This is a genomic window from Tenacibaculum sp. DPLXC6 (assembly GCF_056815515.1).
The window spans coordinates 1136226-1157218 of the sequence record NZ_CP141806.1 but is presented as its reverse complement, the minus strand read 5'-3'; the positions used below and the strand labels follow the sequence as shown (position 1 = coordinate 1157218).

Sequence of the window (20993 nt, the reverse complement as noted above, 5' to 3'; positions counted from 1 at the left end):
CTATAGCAAAGTTACAAAGTAGAAAAATGAAAATAAAAGTATCCTGTACATTAATACTTAAATTATTACTTTTGGTGTAATGAAGCTACTTCGATTTTTATTATTTCCGTTTGCTGTTTTGTATGATGTAATTACGAGGATTCGTAATTGGTTTTTTAATCTAGGTGTTTTAAAATCAACTTCTTTTGATATCCCAGTGATTGCTGTTGGAAATTTAAGTGTTGGTGGAACAGGAAAATCTCCGCAGATTGAATATTTGATACGTTTGTTGAAGGATAATTATAAAATAGCGGTGTTAAGTCGTGGTTATAAACGTAAAACAGAAGGATTTCAACTGGTAAATGATATGCATACCGCAGAAGATGTTGGTGATGAACCACTACAGTTTTACAAGAAATTTAAAAATGATATTATAGTGGCTGTGGATGCTGATAGAACAAACGGAATTCAGCAGTTGTTACAGAATGATAATCCACCACAAGTAGTATTGTTAGATGATGCTTATCAACACAGAAAAGTAACTGCAAGTAGTTATATTTTACTGACTAAGTATAATGACTTATATGTTGAAGATTTTGTATTGCCAACAGGGAATTTACGTGAAAGTAGGAGAGGAGCTAAAAGAGCAAAGGTGATTGTAGTTACTAAATGTCCTGAGAATTTACCGAAAACTGCACAAGAAAAGATAGTGCGAAAGATAAATCCGAAGTCGTATCAAAAAGTATTTTTTACAACGATTGCTTACGATGAAAATTTAAAAGGAACAGATGATAAATTAGCAATTGCTGATTTGCAGCATAAAGAGGTATTGTTAGTGACGGGAATTGCGAATCCGACCTCATTATTAAACTTTTTAAAGGAAAAGAAAGTAGGTTTTAAACACCTAAACTTCCCAGACCACCACAATTTTACTCAGCAAGATATAGAGAATATTAAGAAATCTTTTGAAGAGTTACCATCTGAACAAAAAATAATTTTAACTACTGAAAAGGATTATATGCGTTTAGAAGGTAAAATTGACGGACTAAATTATATTTCTATAAAAAGTAAGTTTTTAAGTGAAGATGAAATTTTTGATTCTTTGGTATTAGAAGAAATAAAAAAGAGGAGTTAAATTACTCTTTCGTCAGCTTTATAAGCACCACGACGGTGCAATATCCATTGGGCTTCGTCTAATGGGTTCACTCCTTTAAAATCTCTCGATTTACCTTCTCCTTCAGGACATGTGTCATAGCCATGAAAAACCATTCGCAAACGTATGCGACCACTACAAATAGTATTTAACTTAATACTTAAATCTAAAGAAGTAGCTACTGGAATTGTTCCTGTAAGATGCATCATTTCATTTTGAAAAGTAGGAGAGTCGATAGTAGCTCTTCTAGTCGTAAGTTCAGAAATAATTTTACTTAAAAATTCTTCATTGGTTTTTATTTCAAAGCGAACTAAAGGTTCTAATAAATGTGTTCCACCAGTTTGTAAACCTTTCATAATTCCCATAGGAGTAGCTAAGTTAAAATCACCAGGTCTTGAGTGTACATTATGGTCTTCACCTTTAATCAACGTTATCTTTACATCGGTAACTTCCCAACCAAGCAAACCTTGTTCTAAAGCTTTAGGAATTGTTCTAGCTATTTCGTTTTGATACTTGTTATGGATGTCATTTTTAGATACAATAGATTGATAACTAACACCAGAGTTTAAGGGAGCTGGCTCAATTAAAAAAGTCATAATAGCCCAACAAGGTTTAGGCATCCAGTAGCGAATATAACCTTCTGCAGCTTTGCTTATGGTTTCTTTGTATACAATTTGAGGTTCGGTAAAACGAACAGGAATTGAAAATCGTTCCAGTAATACATGGGTTAGTACCTCTATTTGCATATCGCCCATTAGTAATAATAAGAGTTCCTTTTCAGGTTTATGCCATTTGAATTGAAGGGTAGGATCTTCTTTGTCAATGATCTGTAATGCTTGTGCTAAGGCATTATAATCTTTATCATTATCAGGTAGTACTTGAACACTTAAAACAGGTGTGTTTAATTCGGGTAATTTTGGAATTCCTTCGGGATTGCCTAAAATATCTCCAGTTTTTGTATCAACGACCCCAGTAATAATTCCAATATCACCAGTTTTAATGGTAGCGTCAATATGTTTTGTATGATGGAAAACTTTTGATTGGTTTATTTTAGTTTCTAAAGCTTGGGTGTGGTTGTAAATAACCGATTTAGAGGATAGCTCACCAGAAAATACTTTTATATGTGCCATAACACCTTGAGTTTTATGATGCTCTATTTTGTATACATAAGCAGAGGCTTCTTGAGAATTATTGTTTTTGTCTGGTTTGATAAAACTTGTTAATCCGTCTAGTAACTCTTTTACACCGATGTTGTTTTTAGCAAATCCTGTAAACACAGGTGATATTGAAGCATTTGAGGTGTTTTTTATAATAGCTTTGATGTAAGTTTCATCAGTAATAGTATTGCCATTTAAGTATTGCTCTAACAAACTTTCATTGGTTTCAATTAACTCTTCTAAAAAGGTTTCTTTTTGTTCTTTGGTTACTGAACTGTTATTAAAAACAGGACTGATGGATGTAGTATCTAATCCTTCATCATGAGCAGTGTAAATGGGAGCAATTTTAAATTGAAGCTCATTTTTTATTTGATCTAAAACATTCTCAGTATCGGCTCCCTGTCGATCAATTTTATTGATGAAAATTATCGTAGGAATTTCTAACTTTTGTAAAGCATCTGTAATAGTTAAAGTATGTGCTTGAACACCTTCAACTGCCGAGATAACTAAAACAACTGCATCTACAACACATAATGTTCTTGCAACTTCACTCGAAAAATCTACGTGCCCAGGGGTATCTATGAGGTTAACTTTGGTGTTATTCCAGATAAAAGAAGTAGTTGCAGCTTTTATGGAAATTCCACGTTCTTTTTCCAAAGCTAAACTGTCAGTAACAGTAGAACCTTTATCTACACTTCCTATATTTCTTATAGCGCCCGTATGATATAGTAAATGTTCTGTTAAGGTAGTTTTACCTGCATCAACATGTGCTAAAATACCTATGTTAAGAATGTTAGAATATTCCATAAATCAATATAAGATGTAAATAGAAGTGTTTATTAAAATTGATTTTTAGCTTCTGCTTGTAATTGCTTTATATCTTGCTCGTCTTTACGTGGACAAATAACCAAAACATCGTCTTTTTCAACCACAATAAAATCTTGTAACCCTTGAATTACTATTTTTTTCCCATTTTTAGTACTAACCATATTTCCGTTAGCATCTTTAAAAATAGTATTAGCTCCGACTGTTGCATTCTGATGATTGTCTTTACTTAATTTATTGTATAAAGATCCCCAAGTGCCTAAATCGTCCCAACCAAAATCTACAGGAAGTACATGTACTTTTTCTGAGCGTTCCATAATTCCGAAGTCAATAGAAATGTTTTCACACTTTTCATAGTTATTCTTTATAAAATCGCCTTCAAGATCGGTGTTGTATACATTGTTTCCATTATCTAAAATGTCAACCATTTTTGGAAGATGCTTTTTAAAAGCATCCAAAATACTTGAAACTGACCAAACAAAAATACCAGCATTCCACAGATAATCACCACTTGCTAAAAATTGCGTAGCTTTTTCTAGGTTAGGTTTTTCAGTAAAGGTTTTTACTTTTTTTATTTCAGAAGAATTTTCTTCAAACTGAATATAACCATACCCTGTATTAGGATGATTTGGTTGAATTCCTAAAGTCATTAACATGTCTTCTTTAGCACAAGCGTTAAAAGAAGTCTCAATATTCTTAATAAATTCAGTTTCGTTTTCTATCCAATGATCCGATGGAGCAACTAACATCACTGCATTTTTATTTTGCTGATGAATTTTTAACGCAGCATATAAAATACAAGGAGCAGTGTTGCGCATTGTAGGTTCGAGTAGTAGCTGTTTGTTGCTAATTTCAGGAAGTTGTTCTAATACTAACTCTTCGTAGCGTTTATTCGTAGCAATTAAAATATTTTCTGCTGGAATTAATTGATTAATTCTGTTGAAGGTTTTTTGTAACAAAGACTCTCCAGTTCCTAATAAATCATGAAATTGCTTAGGGTACTTTTCAGTACTTACAGGCCAAAGGCGAGAACCTACGCCACCCGCCATAATTACTGCGTAATAATTAGTATTCATACAAGTATTATTTGTTTAAAGCTACTAGTTTCACTTCTGCGTTTTGGTTGAATAAATATACACGCTTGTTTTCTAAATTTAAACATTCATAGCGCGTTCTTCGTTTATCACCTCTTTTATATAGTTTTTCCTTGAATTGAAAAACGCTCCCGTTTGGTATTTCAAAGATAAAGTTCTTTCCGTCTTCTGATTTTCCTCCACGTAATGCCAGTGATAAATTTACATCAGCATCGGTACTGGCTTTCGGATTTTTTAAGTAGTTGGCTAAATATGGTAGAATGTTTTTTGGATAAATTTCTGGTTGTAAAAAAGGAAGCATTAAATGCTGAAATACTGTTTTCCATTCTTTACCGTGGGGTTGTACTCTTCCAAATTTTTGATAGGTAACATGATGTGCAATTTCATGAATTAACGTTAACAAAAACTGATAAGGGTTTAAGTTGTTATTCACTGTAATTTGCATGTGACCATTAGGTAAGCGACGAAAATCACCGTGTTTGGTTTGACGTTCGCTTACTATTTTTAAATTGATTTTATGCTCAATAATTAAATATTCAACTAATGGAATAGCTTCTTCAGGGATGTATTTAATCAATGTTTTTTTCAAATGTCAGTTCGAGTGGTTTTTATTTTGAAATAAAATGGAAAAATAAAAATTGCATCGAGAACTAGCTAATACTTCTCGATACAATTTTCTTTTCAATTATGTTGAACGAAAATCACTCGAAGTGACAATCGTTATTTCTCTACGGAGTAGAACTAGAAACTTGTAAAACTTTACCGTTGTAATACTTATTACCTGTTAAAGCAAAATCAAAAATGTAGTTAGCCATTTCTTTAGCCGATAAAGGAGCTTCATAACCAGGGAAAGCTTCTTCTAACATTTCTGTTTGTACAGCACCTAAGGCTAAGACGTTAAAAGCTATTTGTTGCTCTTTATATTCTTCAGCTAGTAATTCAGATAAAGTAATTACTGCTCCTTTGGCAGAGCTATAGGCAGCTAATCCAGGGAACTTCATACTTCCTTGAATTCCGCCCATGCTACTTACAGTTATTACATGACTTCCTTTTTGCATAAACGGTAAAAGGTTTCTAGTTAATTCAGCAACTGCAAAAACATTTACTCTATATACCTCTTCAAAATCTTGTGTAGTTAATTGTTCAAAAGGTTTATTAATCAGTTTTCCTGCGTTATTGATAAGAATATCTACCTTTTTCCATTCGGTAGTAACAAAACTAACCGCTTTTTCTATATCTATTTCGTTAGATAAATCAACAGAAATAGTTGTGATGTTTGAATGATTTATTTGCTCTAAAGGTTTTGTGTTTCTAGATAATGCTAATACCTGATGTCCTTGATTAGCAAACTGCTGTGCTAATTCAAAACCAATACCTCTACTGGTTCCTGTAATAACAACGTTCTTCATGTAACTGTTAAAATTTAAAAAGGCAAGCTACATAAAAATCACTACATTTATTGCTTAATCATTCTTAAATTATCATGAAAAAAAGATTTTTTTTAGCACTGTTTTTAACGATGTCGATTGTTTCATTTGCTCAGAATACCTATATATTCTGCGGAAAGTTAATTGATACGGAAAAGGGTAAAATAAATAAAGAGCAAACCATTGTAGTAAATGGAAATAAAATTATTGATGTATTAAAAGGATATGTGAGTCCTGAAAATTCAGAAGATGTTGTTATAGACTTAAAAGATAAGGTAGTAATGCCAGGGTTAATTGATATGCACGTGCATATTGAAAGTGAACACAGTCCGAAATCAAGATTGGAAAAATATATTTTGAATGAAGCTGATAGAGCGTATAACTCTGTAAAGTTTGCAGAAACAACCTTACTAAATGGTTTTACCACGGTGAGAGACTTGGGGGGAACAGGAGTGAATATTTCATTAGCAAAGGCAATAAAAGCTGGAAAAATAACTGGTCCACGAGTGTTTACAGCTGGGAAATCTTTAGCTACTACGGGTGGGCATGCAGATCCAACAAACGGTAGTAGTAGAGAATTAATAGGTAATCCAGGTCCGAAAGAAGGTGTTGTGAATTCGGTTGAAGATGCTAAAAAAGCAGTACGTCAACGTTATAAAAATGGAGCTGATTGCATAAAAATTACAGCAACAGGAGGTGTGTTAAGTGTGGCTAAAAGTGGCGATAACCCACAATTTAATATTGATGAAATAAAAGCGATTTGTGAAACTGCAAAAGACTACGGAATGCATGTGGCAGCTCATGCTCATGGAGATGAAGGAATGCAGCGAGCTATTATTGGAGGTGTAAAAACTATAGAGCATGGAACCTATATGAGTGATATTACCATGGAGTTGATGAAAAAACATGATGCGTACTTAGTGCCAACTATTACTGCAGGAAAAGAGGTTGAGGAGAAAGCGAAAGTAAAAGGGTTTTACCCAGAAATTGTAGTGCCTAAAGCTTTGGCTGTTGGTCCACAAATACAAGGAACTTTTAGTAGAGCCTACAAAAGAGGAGTAAAAATAGCATTTGGGACTGATGCTGGAGTATTTAAACACGGTAAGAATGGAAAAGAATTTGGCTATATGGTAGAAGCAGGAATGCCAGCTATGGAAACCATTCAATCTGCTACAGTAACTAATGCAGCATTGTTAGATATGAAAAATGAGCTAGGTCAGGTTAAAAAAGGTTTTTTAGCAGACATCGTCGCAGTAGATGAAGACCCTACCCAAAATATACATACGATGGAAAATGTAGTATTTGTGATGAAAAACGGAAAAGTATTTAAAAAAGTTAAGTAGTGTTTTAAAGCTTACAGCTTATAATAATAAGTAAAAAAGGAATACCTACGTATTCCTTCTTTTACCCTGTATAGATTCCTCAATCTATTAGTATTGCCCCCCGACAAATATTTTTATATGTATTTTTTATTAATTTCTTCTAAAAAAAAGAGCTATTCATTACGGTTAAGAAGAATAGCTCTCAACTAACCAAACTAATTAATCTATTTATTTTATTACTATGAATGAAACAAATACACTACAAATATATATTTACTTAGTAGTATAATTAGTTATAATTCGATGAATGGATTGTTTTAATCGTTAAATGGAAGTGTTTTTGTAGATAAACCTTATTGGCTTAAAATTCAGTGTGTTGATAAGCACCAATATCTGGCATAGAGTTTCGAGGAGTACCTAAAATATCTTCAGAAACAGCGGAAGGTTTTGCTTTATTAATAGCATCACTGTTTTTACCAATGACAAATTCATTTTCAGTAACATCTTTAAAATTAGGTTCTCCGTTTAAAATGTTGTTTAGATAATGTGAAGTGTCGTCAAAATTTAATTCATTATTATCTACAAATGAATTATTAAAATCATCAAATTTGATTAGGCAATTTTCAACCATGTAGTTAAAAGTTGTTCCATCAATTCTATCAAGTATAAACTCTATATTGTTATTTCCTTCAATAATACAGTTTGTAAAATTAGCGCTAACTAAATCATTAACTTCAGTAACTTCTTGGTTACTATCATTGATATAAGTGATATGATTATTTACTAAAACTGAAGGTAATTGACGGATACTATTATTCCAAAAATTTGCAAAAGTGGCATGGGTAAAATTATACTTTCCTCCAAAAGTACAAGCTAATGCAGATTGTCCTGCACTACCTATTACTAAGTTCTCTCCTTCAATATGAGTATTTCTACCTAAAACACCATAATTTGAGCTGTTATATATCTCAGTGTTTTTTATAGTTAGCGTAGGAGAGGAGGTATCTTGTCCGTCAACAAGAACTCCAACAGTTCCATTTTTAATTTGAGTATGATTTAGCTCGTTGTTATAACTACCTTCACGTATCCAAATAGCTCCCCATTGTCCTGGGATTTCGCTAAACTGATGTTCTAATCGGTCTCCTTCAAAAACCACTTTTTCATCTAAAGTTCCATTGGTTTTTAAGCTTGAGCCTTTATCAATAATTAATCCAGAATTGTTGTGAAAGTGAATTTTAGCTCCAGCTTCAATTGTTAGTGTTTTACTAGAAGGTACTGCTGCATAACCGTAAATAACATAGGGCTTTTCATTGCTAAAAGTGAGTTCTTCATCAGTTAAAAAGCGACCTTGAATCTCGGTCTCTTTACCGTCAATAGTTAATGTTTCAATACCCGAACTGTTTTTAGAAGGAAAAATAAAATGTGCGTCTTGTACTAAAGTAACTAAATCTACATCTTGTTGATTTTCTCCATTATCAAACAATATTTTATCGGTATATAAAGGATCGGTAACGGTGTTAACATCAATAGTAGTTTCTATAAATACATAGATACTATCATTTGCTAAAATATCGATGTTATTAAAGTTATCACCAGTTAAACCATCTACGTTTAATCGGTAATTTGAAGTACTTCCATTCTCTAGTTTAATTTCTGGAATAGTAATGGTTTTGTTACTCTTATTATATACTTTTAAGTTATAGGTTGCAGAGCCTATATTACTAAAAATAGTATCTAGAAATACTGTGTCTTTTGAAAATTGTAGCTTCCCATAACTAGGTACTGTAGTGAAGTCTTTTCTACAAGACATTACAATAATAGATAAAATAAGCGCTAGTATGGGAAGGGTATTTTTCATGATTTTAGGTAGTAGATTATTGTTTGATTAATTCTATTTCAAATAATTTTCCCCAATGTTTTCCTGTAACAAATAAACGGTTGTTTTCAGCATCATACGCAATTCCGTTTAATACATCATCTTGAGGTTCTAAAGTTTGATCTTTAGCAACAATATCTCTTAACCCATTTAAGTTAGCTACACCTTCAACAACACCTGTTTCTGGATTGATAATAACTATTGAGTTTTGTTGCCATTTATTTGCGTAAATTTTTCCGTTGATAAGTTCGATTTCATTTAAATTATCAACAGGGTATTTGTTAGTGTATACTTGTACACTTCTTTTTTCTTCTTGGGTGTTTGCATCTAAAAACCAAACCTTGTTACTACCATCTGTTTTAATAAGTTCAGAACCGTTGTGCGTTAAACCCCATCCTTGATTACTATTTGTATAGTTAAAGCTACCAAGCTGTTTAAATGTTTCAAAATCGTAGATAAATCCTTTTCGAGCATGCCATGTTAACCAATAAATCTTATTGTTAAAAATGGTCATTCCTTCACCAAAGTACTTTTCATCCAAATCAGTTTTTTGTAAAACTTTTCCAGTTTCTAATTCAACTTTTCTTAAAGTAGATTCACCATTACGACCTGTACTTTCATACAAATAACCGTTTTTGTATTCTAACCCTTGAGTATATGCTCCTTTATCGTGCGGATAAATATTTGCAATTTTATAAGAATATACAGCAGGAGCTTCTTTAGCCAATACCTCAATAGAGTTGTTTAGCTTTTTTGATTTGTTAGGGTAAAAAGCTAAAGCAGTAACAGCATGTTTTCCTACACCAAAATCAGCAGTGTTAATAGTAACACTTGTTTCGTTAGTATTTACACGCTTGTTGTTTACATAAAGTTGTACAGAATCTATCTGTTCACCTTTTAATTGTTCAAACTTAATAGAAGCTTTTTTACCTAGGGTAGTTTTTTTAGTAGTGTCTAATTTAAATTTGTAATTAGTTTCGCTACAAGAAGTTATAAGTAAAGTAGTTAATCCTAAAGTTAAAAGTTTATAAAAACGCATATATAAAATGTTATTTTCTGTAGTTTATAAAGATGTTGTACAAATTAAAGCAAATTATTTGTTTGCAAATTAAAAAAAAGGGTTAAATTTGCACCCTCAAATAGCCATTGCAGGTTTTTGATATATGAAACAACTATAAAGCTTTACCAACTTTATAATTTTTTCAACAAAAATAAAAGATTTTAAATTTACAAGAGATGAAAAAAGGTATACATCCAGAAAATTATAGAATGGTAGCGTTTAAAGACATGTCTAACGGAGATGTTTTTTTAACACGTTCAACTGCTAATACAAAAGAAACTTTAGAAGTAGAAGGAGTTGAGTATCCATTAATCAAATTAGAAATTTCAAGAACTTCACATCCTTTCTACACTGGTAAGTCTAAGTTAGTAGATACTGCAGGGCGTATTGATAAGTTCAAAAATAAATACGCGAAATTCAAAAAGTAATTTTAAGTATTTTAAATATAAAAGAAAGCTCTGGCTATATGTCAGAGCTTTTTTTATGCTAAAATTGTATTTTTGCCAGAAAAACAAAAGAGATGAGAGATACCATTTTATCTGTTATTATTGTAATTAATATATTATGTGGTGTGTTGGTTTATTTCATGCCAGATATGGGAAATTATATTTTGTTAACTGTTGCTTCAGCGGTAACATTATTAGCAATATATGATGCCTTTATTCAAAAAAAACACTCACTAATGCGTGCTTTTCCTGTAATTGCTCGTTTGCGTTGGGTATTTGAAGAAGAACGAGAAAAAATTCAGCAATATTTTATTGAAGATGATTTAAGCGGGAAACCTATTAACCGTGAGAAAAGAAGTATTGTTTATCAGCGATCGAAAAAAGAAATAGAAACAGTTCCTTTCGGTACACAACACAATGTATATGCAAAAGGATATGAGTTTGTAAAACATTCGTTGTTTCCTAAAGATCATTATCATATTAATGGTGAAAGAGTACTTATAGGTTCAGATAAGTGTACACAAAAATATAATTCTTCTATAATCAATATTTCAGCTATGTCTTTTGGTTCGTTGAGTAAAAATGCAATAATGGCATTGAATCAAGGGGCAAAAATGGGAGGCTTCGCACATAATACAGGTGAAGGAGGTATTTCTCCTTATCATTTGCAAGGTGGAGATTTAATTTTTCAGGTTGGTACAGGGTATTTTGGAGCGGGAAAAAGCGTAAACGGAAAACGTACTTTTGATGCTGAGGTTTTTAAGAAGAATGCAAACAGAGAAGAGGTGAAGATGGTTGAAATAAAGCTTTCACAAGGAGCTAAACCAGGTCACGGTGGAATTCTTCCTGCAAAAAAGAATACAAAAGAAATTGCTGAAATCCGTTCTGTAGAGCCTTTTACAAGAGTAGATTCACCACCGGCACATGATGCTTTTTCTAATTTTGATGAAATGGTTGCGTTTATTCAACAAGTAAGAGATTTATCTGGAGGAAAGCCAATAGGAATTAAGTTTTGTGTTGGAGACAATGATGAAATTGAAGCGATGATTAAAGCTTTTGCTGATGCTAATAATTATCCTGATTATATAGCTGTTGATGGAGGAGAAGGAGGCACAGGTTCAGCACCTTTAGAGTTTTCAAACTACATTGGTACACCGTTGCTAGAAGGATTGTCTTTTGTGAATAAAATGTTGAAAAAATACGGACTAAAAGATCAAATTAAAATCATTGCAAGTGGAAAAGCTATTGATGCTTTTGATGTGATTAAATACTTAGCCTTAGGAGCCGATGCAATTGGTATGGCTCGTAGTTTTATGTTAAGTTTAGGATGTATTCAGGCACGTGAATGTAACTTAGATACCTGTCCTGTAGGTGTTGCAACACAAGAAAAAGATTTGGTTAAGGCGTTGGTGGTTAAGTATAAAAATATCCGTGTAAAGAATTACCATAACAAAACAATTAGTGCAATTAAAGAAATGGTTGCGGCTATGGGTAAAGAGTCAATAGAAGATGTGGAGCCAAAACATATTTTTAGAAGAAATAGAGCAGGGGAAATAACTTCGTTAGATGAAATCTACTACGCTAAAGAAAAGACTTTAGTAAATTAAACGTAGGATATTAATTGGATACTACAGTAAAAATACATTCAAAAACATATCAATTAGAGCGCTATCCCAAGACTTGCGACAAAAGTTTACGAGCTTGGAGTAATGCAGAACTGTTAGTATTAGATTATATAGCTGAAAAGAATATAGAGTATTTGCACCTTTTTAATGATCGTTTTGGGGTGTGGAACTGTGCTTTACAGAATAAAAAAGTAACCGCTGTTTGGACGTACGCTAGTCAGCAAAAAGCAATTTATCAAAATTTGAAATTGAATAATTTTTCTACGGAAGTTGATTTTAAAACTCCAATTGATGATTTGCAGCACGTAGAAGTGGCCTTGATTAAAATTCCAAAGTCTTTAGAGTTATTTGAGTTATTTTTACAACAAATCAATAAAGCTTCACAAGAAAAAACTGAGGTTATTTGTGGGTTTATGACTAAGTATTTTTCTCCTTCTTACATAAAGGTTGCTGAACAATATTTTGAAGAAGTTACTCAGTCAAAAGCATGGAAAAAGGCACGTTTGTTAATTTTAAAAGCACCTAAAAAAGAAGCTCAAAAGAAGAATCTAATTAATACCATTCAGTGGAAAAGCAAAGTCTTACAGCAATATTATGGTGTGTTTTCCTCTGGAAGTGTAGATATAGGAACGCAATTTTTTTTAGAAAATTTAGAAGTTAAAACAGAGGAGTTAAAAGTGTTAGATGTAGCTTCTGGTAATGGAGTTATAGCTTATGAAGTTACCGAGCAAAATCCACAAGCTGAAGTAACTTTGTTAGATGATTTTAATTTAGCTATTGAGTCATCTAAAATTAACTTAGAAGGAAAAAAAGCAGAATTTTTATGTGATGATACCCTAGAGGAGTTAAAAGAAAATTCTTTTGACTTAGTAGTATCAAACCCACCTTTTCACTTTGAACATGAGAATAATATTGAGATAGCACTAAATCTTTTTAAAGGAATAGAAAATTGTTTGAAAAACAACGGAAGATTTTTGTTAGTTGCTAATTCACATTTGAATTATAGTACGCACTTAACAAAACTTTTTACTTCAGTAAGTGTGTTACAACAAAATAAAAAGTTTCAAATAATAGAATGTATAAAAAAACGCTAAGAATTTTCTTAGCGTTTTTTTGTTTGATTTGTAAACTTTAATACTACCAATAATATGATAAACCGAACATTAAATCAGTTGAGTTTATATTAAACTGAAATGAATCAGATTCTCTGTCAGGAAAACTACTTTCATCTTGGTCTGTTTTAGAATAACCTAAGCTACCTATATTAGCTTCTAAAGCAATGTTTTTATTTAAAAAATAAGTAAGTCCAGGTCTTATCCCTACAAAATATTGGTTGGTGCTTCTTTCGTATGGAGTAGAATTAATATTGCTTGAATAATCAGCATAACTATAACTAAATTCTCCTTGCAACGAAATAGTTAATTTCTTTCCAAGTGGAAAGTGTTTTTTTACATAAGGAAAGATTTGGTAGGAATTACCTTTTCCAATTTGACTCCCTGATTCACTTTTTGAATATCCATATCCTACACCTAAACCTATAATTAAGTTGTCGTTAATAGTATATCCTACCTTAGGAGAGAAATTAAAGTTAAAATATTTAGAAGTTTCAGGAGAACCTTCAAATTCATTACTATTATGTCCTATGGAAAAATTTGCACTAGTATACCATGTACCTTTTTCAATAGTTAATTTTTCTTTTTTTTCTTGTCCATAAGCAAATGACAATGCAAGTAGCATTGTACTTAATAATAATTTCTTCATAATTAAATTTTCTTTTAAAGCAATCAAAAGTACTTGTCTTAGATTAATAAAAGGTTAGCTTAATGAAAAATCATAGGAAAATTCCTCTTCAATAATCTGTTCTGTACAATTTTTTAAATCGTTTATAAATTCATCAATTTGAGTCTTTGTTACGTTAGGCATACAAATAACATGAGAAATGTTCCCTTCAGTAGCTAACTGCCATTTATCTTTAATACTTTGTGGAGTTTTTGGTAATACCACAGTAATTGCATTTGGGTTTCTCCAAGCATTTACTCCAATTTTTTGTAATTCAGCTTCGCAATATTCAGCCACAGCTAAGCTATGTAGGTAACGTTGTTGTAAACCCTCAGCACCTAATTGTTTTAAGGCGTACCACAAGAATAAAGGAGAATGTCCGTTACGAGAGCCTGTAATAGTAGTATCAAAAGAACCGATGTACGAAATTCCTTTAGCAATTCTGTCTCTGTTCGATCTTTTAGCCATTAATACTCCTGTCGGTATTGGTGAACCAATAAATTTATGTCCACTTATAGAAATACTATCAGCACCATCCATAAAATCGAAAGGAAGACGAGGTTGCATAAATGGTCCAAATGATCCTGCTAAAGCAGCATCGCAGTGAATATAATGATCTTGAATAGCTAGGTTGTGTAAGATGCCTTTAATTTTACCTATGTCGTCTTTAGCTTCTTTCATAGTTGTACCAAAAGTAGCTAATACAATTACAGGTTTATGACGATTCATACGAACAGTATTTTCAAAATCTTCATAATCCATTTCACCATTTTCTTGCGATTTAATTACAATACTTGGAATATTTAATAAATGGATGTTTTTACGTACACTGTAATGAGTAGATTCAGAATAATATACCATAGCTTTAGGAAACAACTCACGAGCTATATATAAACCATATAGGTTGCTTTCTGAGCCACCATTGGTTACATATCCCCAAAAATCTTTTGGGTTAGCTCTAAATAGTTTTGCAAAAAAGGCAATAACCTCACGTTCCATTTCATGGGTTCGTACACGATAAGTGCCTTGTTCAAAAGGATCACCAAGGTTGTTAATTGGATATTGAAAAAACTTATTTAATTCTGAATAATCAAAATCTTTTGATACAGGGTACCCTAAAAAAGTATCGCGAGCAGAAGCCAATTCTTCCTGTAACTTATCTAGTTTTTGTTGATTTTCTAATGATAATTTCCCTTCGTTAACCATAGTATTAAAATTTAAGCGGGCAAATGTAAACGAAGCAATGTTATTTATCAGGTATTAGTTTAGTTTTTAGATTATTTTTCTTATTTAATTATTTTGGTAGATAAATAATCTATTTAAGGTTCGTTATGGTAAGAAAAGGGGATATATTTTAGGAATGGTATTTAAGTTAAAAGCAAATAAAAAGCCCATCTAATTTAGATGAGCTTTTAAACTTTATAATTTAAATTTGATTAGACCTTATTCTGCGGCTTTATCAACCACAATACGATTCTCACGATTCGCAACTTCCCAAGCAGTATGGAAAACCAAACGGGCTCTATTTTCTAACATTTCGTAATTGATTTTGTCAGGAGTATCAGTTGGTCGGTGATAGTCGGCATGTGTTCCATTAAAATAAAAAATAATAGGAATGTTGTGCTTAGCAAAATTATAATGGTCAGAACGATAATAAAAACGGTTAGGGTCGTTATCATCGTTGTATTTATAGTCTAAATCGATGTTTGTATATTTTTTATTCATCGCTTCAGAGATATTGTGTAATTCAGTACTTAATTTATCAGAACCAATTAAGTATACGTAATTTGGATTTCCTTTATGACGGTCGTCAACTCTACCAATCATATCAATATTCAAATCAGCAACAGTATTAGTTAATGGGAAAATAGGGTTTTCTGTATAATACTTAGATCCTAATAAACCTTTTTCTTCACCAGTAACGTGTAAGAATAAAATAGAACGCTTAGGACCTTTGCCAGCATCAGCAGCTTGTTTAAAAGCTTCAGCAATTTCTAAAATAGCTACAGTTCCTGATCCGTCATCATCTGCACCGTTATAAATCTCCCCGTTTTTAACACCTTCGTGATCTAAGTGAGCAGAAATAACCACTATTTCATCTGGTTTTTCTGTTCCCTTGATAAAAGCAACAACGTTTTCAGAATCTTTTAAAGTCATTCCTCTACGATTGTTACTTAAGTATTCTGAAGGTACTTCTTGAAAGTAATCATTTCCTCCCAAAGGAGACGCTATTCCTTGACTAACATAAAAATCTTTTAAATACTTTACTGCTTTCTTTTGTCCAGGTTCACCTGTATTTCTTCCTTCAAATTCATCAGAAGCATAGATAAATAGATGTTTTCCTAAATCTTTTGCAGTAATGGTTTTGGCATATTTTGCAGATAGGTCTGTGGTTACATCATTATCTGTATTTGTAGTTTCTTTGCTTGAACCACAAGCTACCAGTGCAACTGCACTAGCCATATAAAGTAATTTTCTCATCAATAATTAAGGTTTGTTTAGTTTGATTAGTCTCAAAAGTAACAAAATGTTACAATCGTTCAAATTTAATTTTTCTTGATAACGAATTGTTCTAATGTTTTGTTAAAACTTATTAATTCTTTAGGAAAAAGTTCATCAAAAGCATTTTTAGCAATTAATTCTTGTGAGGTGCCAGTATAAAATTGTTTTTCAGAAAGTAATATGAATTCATCAGCTAGTTGAATTGCAATATTTACTTCGTGAGTGGAAATAATAATAGTTTTACCTGTATTTTCTACAAGTTTTTTTAATAAAGAAAATACTTTAAATGTGTGATGTATATCTAGATGTGCTGTAGGTTCATCTAAAATAATGATTTCGGTATCTTGGGCTAAAGCACGGGCAATAAGTACACGTTGTAATTGACCATCGCTTAATTCATAAAACCGCTTGTCTTTTAAATGTGTAATTTCTGTTTGTTCAATTGCCCAGAGAATTTTCTTTAAGTGGTCTTGTGTGAGTTTGTCAATCCAGTTTGTGTAGGGTTGACGTCCTAAAGCAACCAGTTCAAAAACAGTTAACTGACTTAAAGGTAAACGTTCTGTTAACACTAAACTTAGTGTGGTAGATAATTCTTGATTAGTGTAAGATGAAAGTTCTTTTTGTTTGATTTTTACAACACCTTTTAAAGGTTTTTGAACTTTAGAAATAGTACGAAGTAAGGTTGATTTTCCTATTCCATTTTTACCTAATAAAGCAACAAATTTCCCTTTTTCAATAGTTAAATCAATATTTGAAGCTATGAGAGTTTCTTGTTTTTTTGATTTGTAACCTATTGAAAGGTTTTCTGTTTGTAAGACGATATGTTTTTGTTGTTGCTTGATGTTTAACTGTTTATATTCTTATACATATATTTTCTTCTTCCTAATTAATAGCCAAATAACTACAGGTGCTCCAAATAATGATGTTATTGCGTTAATAGGTAAGGTGAATTCGCTTGTAGGTAATTGCGCTATACTGTCACAAATTAACAGAATAATTGCTCCAATTAAAGCAACCGCAGGCAATAATACTTTATGGTTTGATGTAGAAAAAATCATTTTAGCAATATGTGGAACAGCTAGTCCAACAAAAGCAATAGGGCCTGAAAAAGCAGTAATTACACCTGTAAGAATGCTTGTGATTAGTAAAATGATATTTCTACTTTTTTTGATATTGATTCCTAAACTTTTTGCATAGTTTTCTCCCAATAAAAAGCTGTTTAGAGGTTTAATAACAGAAAATGTCCCAAGAATTCCTACTAGGTAAATAATTCCAAAAACAGAAAGTTCAGCCCAAGTTAGATTACCTAAACTTCCAAAGCTCCAAAATAAATATTGTTGTATTTGTTCAGCTTCACTAAAAAAAGCTAAAACACTAATAACTGCTGATGTTAACGAGCCAAACATTAATCCGATAATTAAAATAGACATCGTATTACGAACTCTGTTAGCAGCTATAATAACCGCTGATAATACTAAGAAAGATCCTGCACTTGCAGCAATGGCTAATGCCCAATTAGAGTAAATAGCTACAAGAAAAAATCCTCCAAAAACACTAGAGCCTAAAATGAGCAATGCTACACCAAGGCTTGCACCAGAAGATATTCCTAACACAAAAGGACCAGCAAGCGGATTTCTAAATAATGTTTGCATTAACAATCCACTTATAGCTAAACCTGATCCTACTAAAATAGCAGTAATAGCTTTTGGTAATCGGTAATTTATAATAATGGTTTCCCAACTATCTTTTGCTACAGGGTTACCAAATAAGGAGTTAAAAATTTCTTTTAGAGGAATTGATACAGAACCAAAACTAATGTTTAGTAGTAAAAAAACTATCAGTAAAACCGATAAAAGTAAAAAGTGAACTGTGTATGTTTTTGATAAATTCAACTAGCTAATTGATTTTAAAAATGCTACTAATTGTTGAATCGCTAATCCTCTATGACTTATTTTGTTTTTTTCTTCAGAAGTCATTTCTGCAAATGATTTATTGTATCCTTCAGGCTGAAAAATAGGATCATATCCAAAACCTTTTTCTCCTTGTTTAGATGTTAAAATGGTTCCTTTACAAACTCCATCAAACAAAAATTGTTTTTCGTCTAAATTTAAACAAATAGAAGTCCTAAACTGAGCAGTTCTATTGATTTTATGATTTAATTCTGTTAATAGTTTTTGCATGTTGTTTTCTGCATTAGCAGGTTCACCTGCATAGCGAGCTGAATATACACCTGGCTCTCCATTTAAAGCTTCAACTTCTAAACCTGTATCATCAGCAAAACAATTGTATCCAAACTTTTCGGTAATGTAATTTGCTTTAATTTTAGCGTTTCCTTCTAAAGTTGTTGCAGTCTCTTCAATATCATCAAAACAGTTGATATCTTTTAAAGAAAGTAGCTCAATAGAGCTAGGTAGCATTTTTTGTACTTCAGCAAGTTTATTTAGATTATTGGTAGCAAAAACTAGTTTCATGTGTTGAAAATTAACAAAAGCAAATGTATTCAATTTTTATCATCTTTGCTGGTGTTTTTATTTTTTATAAAAAATGAATTCGTCTTGAAAGTATTGTAAATAAAGAGATGTCGTGTAAAAGTCGGGTTAAAAACCATTAAATAGTTTTATCAAATTTAGAATCAAAAGTAATATTGTATGAGAAATAAAAATTTACTTACCATGAAACAACCAGATTTAGGAAAAAAGATTCTTGAATTAAGAAAACAAAAGGGATTAACTCAAGAAGAGCTTGTTGAAAAATGTAACATTAATGTTCGTACAATACAACGTATAGAGGCAGGGGAAACTATGCCAAGGAGTTTTACGATTAAAACTATATTAGAAGCATTGGATGCAACTATTAATTTAGAAGAATTTACAAACGAGGTTGTACTTACAAATCAAGATAAAAAGAAATTAAACTTAGCTTGGATTTTTGGAGTTATCTATTTTGTTTTTGGTTTTGTTGAAACTATTGCTGATGTATATCAGTTTACAAAGGATGAATCAATTTTTAATGGATTGCTATATACTAGTATTAAAGTGATTTCTTCTGTGGCTTTTGTATTATTCTTTATGGGGTTTTTAAGAGTAGCTAAAATTTATGCTCATAAATTATTAGAGATAATAGTTTATGTCTTTATGATAGCTTATGTACTATTTGAGTTATATGATATATTTTTAATAAACTTTAGTGAAGAGACTGTTGGAGTATCTCTTGTAGTAGAGCTACTTGTTTTTGGAGTCGTTCAAATAATTTTTGGTATTGGCTTATTACAGTTAAAGAGTAGGTTAGGAACTTTAGTGCAAGTATGTGGTGTTTTAGAAATAATAACAGGAGTTTTATTGTCTACTGTAGTCTTGGCTAGTTTAGGATTGTTCTTATTAATACCTACTATAATAATTGAAATTATAGTAATTTATAAGATAGCAAGGAAATAAGTGAGGTTAAATAGTTTTAGAGACTTTTTAAGTCTCTAAAACTTATAGAATATAATTTCTAGATGAGAGTTAAGTGTGATTAGCGTAAAATTTTTTCCATTTTACGACCTTTAGCTAATTCATCTACAAGCTTGTCTAAATAACGAACTTGCTTTGTTAAGGGAGTTTCGATTTCTTCTATTCGATAACCACAAATAACTCCTGTAATTAAATGAGCGTTTGGGTTTAATTTAGCTTCTTTGAAGAAGATTTCAAAAGTTACTTTTTGATCAATTAAGTTGTTTAACATCTCGTTATCAAAACCAGTTAACCATTCAATTACTTGATGTAATTACTCTTTAGTTCTACCTTTTTTCTCAACTTTCGTAATATAGTGTGGATAAACAGAAGCAAAAGTCATGTTTGCAATTCTTTCGTCGTGTTTTGGTGTTGTTTTCATATTTTAAGTTTATGAGAAACTATTTTGAGTTCTAAGATTGAAACAATTAAGAAGGTGATAAAAATGAATCGCCAAAATGTAGCAACTTCTTTTAAAAGCTATAATTAATAAAACTCAATTCATTTTATTAAAATTTACTATTAACTTAGTTATTTTATATAACAGATTCTCTTTGAGATGTTAATTTATGAAAATTTTTCTTAGTTAATAACTCGGCTATTTTATTTCTTCCTTCAGCACCATTTTCTAATATATAGGCTAACTCTTTTGGGGTTAAAAGGGTTACGTTAACTAATACTATTTCTTCAATACTTAATTTTAATGAGTTGTTAATATTATTGTTTTTTAAACCTAATAATATACCAGCTTCTTCATCTTCGTTTACAAAGCATTCTGGTAAACCACTACCATCAATAGTTGTTGAAATGTAGGTGTAATCATTTAAAGTATATGAAATATTAGGGTTAGCAGCAGCAATGTTGCTTGCTCTTCGAGTAACTTTAAACTCCCAAGAGTCTATTATGTGCTGAATATCTTCGTATTTGTTATCACAAATGGTATAAAGTTCTATACCTATACCATTATAAGCTTGATTTTCTGTATTTGTATCATAGTCGTCATACGGGTCACTCAATCCGTCTGTAGCTATAATGGTACCATCTTCCGTTTTAATTCCTATGTGGGCTTGTCGTAAAGATGGCCATTTAGGTCCTCCTAAAAAAGTAGGATTAATCATGCTTCCTATAACATCAGAAAAAGGAGTTCCTGTTTGTTGCCAATACTCATTTCTAATTTCTGTTGAACGTTTAAAGTGTTGTTCGTAATTCATAATGTTGCGTGTTATTTATAGTTTTTACAGCGTATTAAAAAATGAT

19 protein-coding genes and 1 pseudogene are annotated in these 20993 nt (G+C 31.5%); 6 read left to right on the top strand and 14 right to left on the bottom strand.

Annotation, left to right across the window (positions count from 1 at the left end):
• Window positions 1-79 precede the first annotated feature (79 nt).
• On the top strand, window positions 80-1114 hold the full coding sequence (gene lpxK, locus VCM48_RS05100; protein WP_482271866.1) for a tetraacyldisaccharide 4'-kinase: 1035 nt from the start codon (window positions 80-82) through the stop codon (window positions 1112-1114).
• On the opposite strand, the gene VCM48_RS05095 is transcribed toward lpxK, so the two are convergent.
• The 4 genes from VCM48_RS05095 to VCM48_RS05080 all read right to left on the bottom strand — a co-directional run bounded on the left by VCM48_RS05095 (window position 1111) and on the right by VCM48_RS05080 (window position 5617).
• The gene (locus VCM48_RS05095; protein WP_482271865.1) at window positions 1111-3096 is read right to left on the bottom strand and encodes a GTP-binding protein; all 1986 of its coding nucleotides are present in this window, start codon (window positions 3094-3096) and stop codon (window positions 1111-1113) included. The two genes, lpxK and VCM48_RS05095, sit on opposite strands and share 4 nt — an antisense overlap.
• A 32-nt stretch (window positions 3097-3128) precedes the next feature.
• Window positions 3129-4190, bottom strand: a complete 1062-nt coding sequence (locus VCM48_RS05090) for a mannose-1-phosphate guanylyltransferase (protein WP_482271864.1) — start codon at window positions 4188-4190, stop codon at window positions 3129-3131.
• Window positions 4191-4197: 7 nt separating this feature from the next.
• A complete protein-coding gene (locus tag VCM48_RS05085) occupies window positions 4198-4785 on the bottom strand; it encodes a SprT-like domain-containing protein (protein WP_440067341.1) in 588 nt (195 codons plus the stop codon).
• A gap of 151 nt (window positions 4786-4936) precedes the next feature.
• Complete coding sequence (locus VCM48_RS05080) at window positions 4937-5617, bottom strand: SDR family NAD(P)-dependent oxidoreductase (RefSeq protein WP_028892934.1); 681 nt, start codon at window positions 5615-5617, stop codon at window positions 4937-4939.
• 74 nt (window positions 5618-5691) lie between these two features.
• On the opposite strand from VCM48_RS05080, the gene VCM48_RS05075 reads away from it, so the two are divergent.
• Complete coding sequence (locus VCM48_RS05075) at window positions 5692-6978, top strand: metal-dependent hydrolase family protein (RefSeq protein WP_482271863.1); 1287 nt, start codon at window positions 5692-5694, stop codon at window positions 6976-6978.
• A gap of 340 nt (window positions 6979-7318) precedes the next feature.
• On the opposite strand, the gene VCM48_RS05070 is transcribed toward VCM48_RS05075, so the two are convergent.
• Together VCM48_RS05070 and VCM48_RS05065 are read right to left on the bottom strand one after the other, a co-directional pair.
• On the bottom strand, window positions 7319-8815 hold the full coding sequence (locus tag VCM48_RS05070) for a hypothetical protein (RefSeq protein WP_482271862.1): 1497 nt from the start codon (window positions 8813-8815) through the stop codon (window positions 7319-7321).
• 16 nt (window positions 8816-8831) lie between these two features.
• Window positions 8832-9872, bottom strand: a complete 1041-nt coding sequence (locus VCM48_RS05065) for a glutaminyl-peptide cyclotransferase (RefSeq protein ID WP_482271861.1) — start codon at window positions 9870-9872, stop codon at window positions 8832-8834.
• Between the two features lie 197 nt (window positions 9873-10069).
• Here VCM48_RS05065 and VCM48_RS05060 point away from each other — a divergent pair, with 197 nt between their 5' ends.
• The 3 genes from VCM48_RS05060 (at window position 10070) to VCM48_RS05050 (ending at window position 13058) form a co-directional block, all read left to right on the top strand.
• A complete protein-coding gene (locus VCM48_RS05060; protein WP_047789607.1) occupies window positions 10070-10321 on the top strand; it encodes a type B 50S ribosomal protein L31 in 252 nt (83 codons plus the stop codon).
• A 92-nt stretch (window positions 10322-10413) separates the two neighbouring features.
• A complete protein-coding gene (locus VCM48_RS05055; protein ID WP_482271860.1) occupies window positions 10414-11946 on the top strand; it encodes an FMN-binding glutamate synthase family protein in 1533 nt (510 codons plus the stop codon).
• 14 nt (window positions 11947-11960) lie between these two features.
• Window positions 11961-13058, top strand: a complete 1098-nt coding sequence (locus VCM48_RS05050; RefSeq protein ID WP_482271859.1) for a methyltransferase — start codon at window positions 11961-11963, stop codon at window positions 13056-13058.
• 43 nt (window positions 13059-13101) lie between these two features.
• Here VCM48_RS05050 and VCM48_RS05045 read toward each other — a convergent pair whose 3' ends face one another.
• The 6 genes from VCM48_RS05045 to VCM48_RS05020 all read right to left on the bottom strand — a co-directional run bounded on the left by VCM48_RS05045 (window position 13102) and on the right by VCM48_RS05020 (window position 18716).
• Window positions 13102-13725, bottom strand: a complete 624-nt coding sequence (locus VCM48_RS05045; RefSeq protein ID WP_099276244.1) for an outer membrane beta-barrel protein — start codon at window positions 13723-13725, stop codon at window positions 13102-13104.
• 54 nt (window positions 13726-13779) lie between these two features.
• Entirely contained in the window at window positions 13780-14949 is a 1170-nt protein-coding gene (locus tag VCM48_RS05040; protein WP_482271858.1) for a histidine decarboxylase, read from the bottom strand.
• Window positions 14950-15186: 237 nt separating this feature from the next.
• Window positions 15187-16224, bottom strand: coding sequence for a M28 family metallopeptidase (locus VCM48_RS05035; RefSeq protein ID WP_482271857.1), 1038 nt, complete (start codon window positions 16222-16224; stop codon window positions 15187-15189).
• Between the two features lie 65 nt (window positions 16225-16289).
• Window positions 16290-16994 (bottom strand): ABC transporter ATP-binding protein, encoded by a 705-nt coding sequence (locus tag VCM48_RS05030; protein ID WP_313813871.1) that lies wholly within the window; start codon window positions 16992-16994, stop codon window positions 16290-16292.
• A gap of 111 nt (window positions 16995-17105) precedes the next feature.
• Window positions 17106-18137 (bottom strand): FecCD family ABC transporter permease, encoded by a 1032-nt coding sequence (locus tag VCM48_RS05025; RefSeq protein ID WP_274640153.1) that lies wholly within the window; start codon window positions 18135-18137, stop codon window positions 17106-17108.
• Window positions 18138-18716, bottom strand: coding sequence for a non-canonical purine NTP diphosphatase (locus VCM48_RS05020; RefSeq protein ID WP_482271856.1), 579 nt, complete (start codon window positions 18714-18716; stop codon window positions 18138-18140).
• Between the two features lie 177 nt (window positions 18717-18893).
• Here VCM48_RS05020 and VCM48_RS05015 point away from each other — a divergent pair, with 177 nt between their 5' ends.
• The gene (locus VCM48_RS05015) at window positions 18894-19679 is read left to right on the top strand and encodes a helix-turn-helix domain-containing protein (protein ID WP_482271855.1); all 786 of its coding nucleotides are present in this window, start codon (window positions 18894-18896) and stop codon (window positions 19677-19679) included.
• Window positions 19680-19758: 79 nt separating this feature from the next.
• Here VCM48_RS05015 and VCM48_RS05010 read toward each other — a convergent pair.
• Together VCM48_RS05010 and VCM48_RS05005 are read right to left on the bottom strand one after the other, a co-directional pair.
• Window positions 19759-20118: pseudogene (locus VCM48_RS05010) on the bottom strand (DUF2200 domain-containing protein).
• Between the two features lie 154 nt (window positions 20119-20272).
• On the bottom strand, window positions 20273-20947 hold the full coding sequence (locus tag VCM48_RS05005; RefSeq protein WP_482271854.1) for a hypothetical protein: 675 nt from the start codon (window positions 20945-20947) through the stop codon (window positions 20273-20275).
• Window positions 20948-20993 lie beyond the last annotated feature (46 nt).

Coding starts and splice junctions, on each gene's coding strand:
- lpxK (WP_482271866.1), top strand. CDS start 80: ATGAAGCTACTTCGATTTTTATTATTTCCGTTTGCTGTTTTGTATGAT.
- VCM48_RS05095 (WP_482271865.1), bottom strand. CDS start 3,096: ATGGAATATTCTAACATTCTTAACATAGGTATTTTAGCACATGTTGAT.
- VCM48_RS05090 (WP_482271864.1), bottom strand. CDS start 4,190: ATGAATACTAATTATTACGCAGTAATTATGGCGGGTGGCGTAGGTTCT.
- VCM48_RS05080 (WP_028892934.1), bottom strand. CDS start 5,617: ATGAAGAACGTTGTTATTACAGGAACCAGTAGAGGTATTGGTTTTGAA.
- VCM48_RS05075 (WP_482271863.1), top strand. CDS start 5,692: ATGAAAAAAAGATTTTTTTTAGCACTGTTTTTAACGATGTCGATTGTT.
- VCM48_RS05070 (WP_482271862.1), bottom strand. CDS start 8,815: ATGAAAAATACCCTTCCCATACTAGCGCTTATTTTATCTATTATTGTA.
- VCM48_RS05065 (WP_482271861.1), bottom strand. CDS start 9,872: ATGCGTTTTTATAAACTTTTAACTTTAGGATTAACTACTTTACTTATA.
- VCM48_RS05060 (WP_047789607.1), top strand. CDS start 10,070: ATGAAAAAAGGTATACATCCAGAAAATTATAGAATGGTAGCGTTTAAA.
- VCM48_RS05055 (WP_482271860.1), top strand. CDS start 10,414: ATGAGAGATACCATTTTATCTGTTATTATTGTAATTAATATATTATGT.
- VCM48_RS05045 (WP_099276244.1), bottom strand. CDS start 13,725: ATGAAGAAATTATTATTAAGTACAATGCTACTTGCATTGTCATTTGCT.
- VCM48_RS05040 (WP_482271858.1), bottom strand. CDS start 14,949: ATGGTTAACGAAGGGAAATTATCATTAGAAAATCAACAAAAACTAGAT.
- VCM48_RS05035 (WP_482271857.1), bottom strand. CDS start 16,224: ATGAGAAAATTACTTTATATGGCTAGTGCAGTTGCACTGGTAGCTTGT.
- VCM48_RS05020 (WP_482271856.1), bottom strand. CDS start 18,716: ATGAAACTAGTTTTTGCTACCAATAATCTAAATAAACTTGCTGAAGTA.
- VCM48_RS05015 (WP_482271855.1), top strand. CDS start 18,894: ATGAGAAATAAAAATTTACTTACCATGAAACAACCAGATTTAGGAAAA.
- VCM48_RS05005 (WP_482271854.1), bottom strand. CDS start 20,947: ATGAATTACGAACAACACTTTAAACGTTCAACAGAAATTAGAAATGAG.